We start from the raw sequence: 5,048 nt of genomic DNA, 5'->3' as shown, positions 1-5,048 counted from the left end.
CCCCACCACCCTCCGCGCCCACCTCACCACCACCACACCCACCAGCATGGAGATCACGCTCACCGATGGCACCGGCGCGCCGGTCGCCCACATCGGGGAGCTGGTCACCCGGCCGATCACGCTGGACCGGCTCTCCGCGGCAGCCGCCCCCGCTGCCACCACCGGGCTCCATGTCGTGGAATGGGTTCCGGCTCCGGCGTCCGAATCCTCCTCCCCCCTGGGGCCGGTGAGCGTGCTCGGGCCGGATCCGCTGGGCCTGTGCGACATGCTGCGGGACGCGGCCGGTGCGGCGGAGTCCTGCACCGCGTACGACACCCTTGCCGCGCTGCGCGAAGCGGTCGACGGCGGCGCCTGCGTGCCGGCGCGCGTGCTGGTCACCTGTGTCGGTGACAGCGATGGGCACCAGGAGATACCCGAAGCCGTACGGTCGGTGCTCGGGCGGGTGACCGAATGCGTTCAGGAATGGCTGGCCGACGAGCGGTTCGCGGACGCGCAACTCGTGGTCGTCACCCGCAATGCCGTCGCCACGCGCCCCGGTCCGGAGATCCGTGACCTGGCCGCCGCGCCCGTCTGGGGACTGGTCCGCTCAGCGCGCACGGAGAATCCGGATCGCTTCGCGCTGCTCGACCTGGACGGCCCTGCGGCCTCCGACACGAGCGCCGCAGCCCAGTCCGACGTACTGTCCGAAGTCCTGTCCGCGCGGCTGCCCGAGGCGGCGGTCCGGGACGGTGGTGTCCATGTGCCGCGGCTGACGCGCGCGGCGGATGCCTCCGGTGTGCTGGTGCCGCCCGCCGACTGTGCCTCGTGGCGGCTGGACGTCACCAGCAAGGGCACCCTCGGCAACCTCGGTCTGCTCCCCCATCCCGAGGGCGAACGTCCCCTCGAAGCCCACGAGATACGGGTGGCCATGCGGGCGGGCGGCCTCAACTTCCGGGACGTGATGGTCGGCCTGGGCATGTATCCGGGGGACGATGCCCGGATCGGCGGCGAGGGCGCGGGCGTGGTCGTCGAGGTGGGTACGGAGGTGACCTCGGTCGCCCCGGGCGACCGCGTGATGGGTCTGTTCCCGTCCGGCGGGCTCGGTCCGCTCGGTGTCACCGACCACCGCTGGGCGGCCCGGATTCCCCTGGGGATGACGTTCAACGAGGCCGCTGTGGTCCCCGTCGTCTTCCTGACGGCGTATTACGGGCTGGTGGACCTGGCGAGACTGCGGGCCGGGGAACGACTGCTCGTGCATTCGGCGGCCGGCGGCGTGGGCATGGCGGCCCACCAGATCGCCCGACACCTCGGCGCGGACGTCTACGGCACCGCCGGCACCGGCAAATGGGCCACCCTGCGCGGACTCGGCTTCGACGACACCCACCTGGGCAACTCCCGCACCACCGACTTCGAGGACCAGTTCCTCACCGCCACCGACGGCCACGGCATGGACGTCGTACTCGACTCCCTGGCCAAGGAATTCGTCGACGCCTCCCTGCGCCTCCTCCCCCACGGCGGCCGCTTCCTGGAGATCGGCAAGACCGACATCCGGGACCGGGACGAGATCGCCCAGCAGTATCCGGGCGTGGCGTACCAGGCGTTCGACCTGATGGAGGCCGGACCCGACCGCATCCAGGAGATCTGGGCCGAACTCGTGGCGCTGTTCGAGGCCGGAGCACTGACTCCGCCGCCGATCACCGCGTGGGACATCAGCCATGCGCCGGATGCTCTGCGCTATCTCAGCCAGGCGCAGCAGACGGGCAAGACCCTGCTGACGTTGCCGCGTGGGCTGGACCCCGAGGGCACCGTCCTGATCACCGGCGCCACCGGCACCCTCGGCACCCTCCTCGCCCACCACCTCGTCACCCACTACAACGCCCGCCACCTCCTCCTCACCAGCCGCCGCGGACCCCACGCCCCCGGCGCCACCGAACTCGTCACAGAACTCACCCGAACAGGCGCCCACGTCACCCTCACCGCCTGCGACACAGCAGACCACGACGCCCTCGCCCACCTCCTCGACACCATCCCCACCGACCACCCCCTCACCGCCGTCATCCACACCGCAGGCACCCTCGACGACACCACCATCGACACCCTCACCCCCCAACGCCTCGACACCGTCCTCAAACCCAAAACAGACGCCGCCTGGAACCTCCACACCCTCACCCGCCACCACGACCTCACCGCCTTCGTCCTCTACTCCTCCGCCGCCGGCCTCCTCGGCAACCCCGGCCAGGCCAACTACGCCGCCGCCAACACCTTCCTCGACGCCCTCGCCCACCACCGCCACACCCAAGGACTCCCCGCCACCTCCATCGCCTGGGGACTGTGGGAATCGTCCGGCGGCATGGGCGGCACCCTCAGCCGGGCAGATCTGGACCGTCTGGCAGAGACCGGCGCCGGAGCTCTCACGACCGAGCAGGGACTCGCGGCCCTCGACGAGGCGATCGGGCACCACCGGCCCGTGCTCGCAGCCATACCCATGAACTCCTCCACCCTGCGCAGGCGTGCCGAGCGCGGAACCCTGCCCCCGATCATGCGAGGCCTGGTCCGTACCCCCGTACGCCGGGCGGCGGCGGGCGGCTCCGGCACGAAGAGCGGCACCACGCTCGTCGAACGCCTGGCCGTGCTGCCCGAGGCAGAGCAGACGCAGCTGCTGCTCGACCTCGTACGGGACGAGATCGGTGCGGTGCTCGGACGCTCGGGCGGCAGCGCCCTTGAGCCGAACCGCACGTTCAAGACGCTCGGCTTCGACTCGCTGTCCGCCGTCGAACTCCGCAACCGGCTCGGCACCACAACCGGCCACCGGCTCTCACCGACCCTCGTCTTCGACCACCCCACCCCGGCGGCCCTCGCCGCCCACCTGCGCACGGTACTGCTCGGGGACCGCTCCGCCGTGGTGACCAGGAACGCGCAGCCCGCCGCGCCCGAGGAGAACGACGATGCCGTCGCCATCGTCTCGATGGCCTGCCGCTTCCCGGGCGGGGTGGCCTCGCCGGAGGACCTCTGGCGACTGCTGCGGGACGGCGTCGACACCATCGGCCCCTTCCCGACCGACCGGGGCTGGGACCTCGACAGTCTCTACGACCCGAACCCGGAAGCGACCGGGACCTCGTACACGCGGCACGGCGGATTCCTGCACGACGCCTCCGGCTTCGACGCCGACTTCTTCGGCATCAACCCGCGCGAGGCGCTCGCCATGGACCCGCAGCAGCGGCTGCTCCTCGAAACGGCGTGGGAGACGCTGGAACGGGCCGGACTGGACCCCGAGACCCTGCGCGGAAGCGATACGGGCGTGTTCGCCGGCGTGATCACCAGCGATTACGTGACGCGCTTCGGCCAGTTGCCCCAGGAACTGGAGGGATACGTCTCCACGGGTACGACCACCAGCGTCGCGTCGGGCCGCATCTCCTACACGCTCGGGCTCGAAGGGCCGGCCGTGACCGTGGACACGGCGTGTTCGTCGTCGCTGGTCGCCCTGCATCTCGCGGCGCAGGCACTGCGAAACGGGGAGTGCGGGCTGGCCCTGGCAGGCGGGGCAACCGTCATGTCGGGCCCGGTCAATTTCGTGGAGTTCAGCCGACAGCGCGCGCTGTCCCCCGATGGGCGCTGCAAGGCGTTCTCGTCGGACGCGGACGGCACCGGCTGGGGCGAGGGTGTCGGCCTGGTCCTCCTGGAGCGGTTGTCGGACGCGCGGCGCAACGGTCACGAGGTCCTGGCGGTACTGCGGGGGAGTGCGGTCAATCAGGACGGTGCGTCGAATGGGCTGACCGCGCCGAACGGTCCGTCGCAGCAGCGGGTGATCCGTCAGGCGCTGGCGAACGCGGGTCTGACGGGTGCGGACGTCGACGTGGTCGACGCGCACGGTACCGGCACCAAGCTGGGTGATCCGATCGAGGCGCAGGCGTTGCTGGCGACGTACGGGCAGGAGCACACGGCCGACCAGCCGTTGTGGCTGGGCTCGTTGAAGTCGAACATCGGCCACACCCTTGCCGCCGCCGGTGTCGCCGCCGTCATCAAGATGGTCCTCGCGATCCAGCAGGGGACGCTGCCGCGCACGTTGAATGTGCAGGAGCCGACCGGTCACGTGGACTGGGAGTCGGGTGCTGTCTCACTGCTGACGCAGGAGCGTTCCTGGCCGGAGCTGGAACGGCCGCGCCGGGCCGCTGTCTCTTCATTCGGCTTCAGCGGTACGAATGCGCATCTGATTCTGGAGCAGGCGCCGGTGGAGGTGGGTGGGGAGTCGCAGGAGGCTGTCCCTGTCGGCCTGGGTGGTGCGGTGCCGTGGGTGTTGTCGGCCCGGAGCGGTGCGGCGTTGCGTGAGCAGGCGGCCCGGCTTGCGGGGTTTGTCACTGATCGGCCGGACGCGGATGCGGATGCGGATGCAGTTGCGGTCGGTTCTGCGCTGGTGCACGCCCGTACCGCTTTCGATCACCGGGCGGTTGTTGTGGGCGCGGACCGGGATGAGCTGTTGCGGGGTCTGGAGGCGGTGGCGGAGAACGGGGAGTCGCGGTCGGTCGCGCCGGGGCGGACGGTGTTCGTCTTCCCGGGTCAGGGTTCGCAGTGGATTGGTATGGCTGCGGGTCTGTATGCGGATTCTGCGGTGTTCCGGGCGCGGTTGGAGGAGTGTGCGCGGGCGCTGGAGCCGTTCGTGGAGTGGGATCTGCTGGAGGTGCTGCTCACGGAGGAGGGTGCTGGGCTTCTGGAGCGGGTGGATGTGGTGCAGCCGGCCTTGTGGGCGGTGATGGTGTCGTTGGCGGGGTTGTGGCAGTCCTACGGGGTCGTTCCGGATGCGGTGGTGGGGCATTCGCAGGGTGAGATTGCTGCGGCGGTGGTGGCCGGGGCTCTGTCGTTGGAGGACGGGGCTTTGGTGGTGGCGTTGCGGAGTCGGGCGATTGTGGTTCTGGCGGGTCGGGGCGGGATGGTGTCGGTTGCTCTGGGTGTGGATCGGGTGCGGTCGTATCTGGAGCGGTGGCCGGGTGAGGTGGCGGTGGCCGCGGTCAATGGGCCGTCTTCGACGGTGGTGTCGGGTTCCTCCGGTGCTTTGGATGAGTTGGTGGGGGTTC

1 protein-coding gene is annotated in these 5,048 nt (G+C 70.6%); it reads left to right on the top strand.

From position 1 onward, the window contains the following. Positions 1-5,048, top strand: a 5,048-nt coding sequence (locus tag AADR41_RS41210; RefSeq protein WP_342287519.1) for an SDR family NAD(P)-dependent oxidoreductase, incomplete at both ends; no start/stop codon positions are given.

It is taken from the genome of Streptomyces sp. CLV115 (genome assembly GCF_038448545.1).
Taxonomy (GTDB): domain Bacteria; phylum Actinomycetota; class Actinomycetes; order Streptomycetales; family Streptomycetaceae; genus Streptomyces; species Streptomyces sanglieri.
This window is presented reverse-complemented; position numbering and strand designations above follow the sequence as displayed.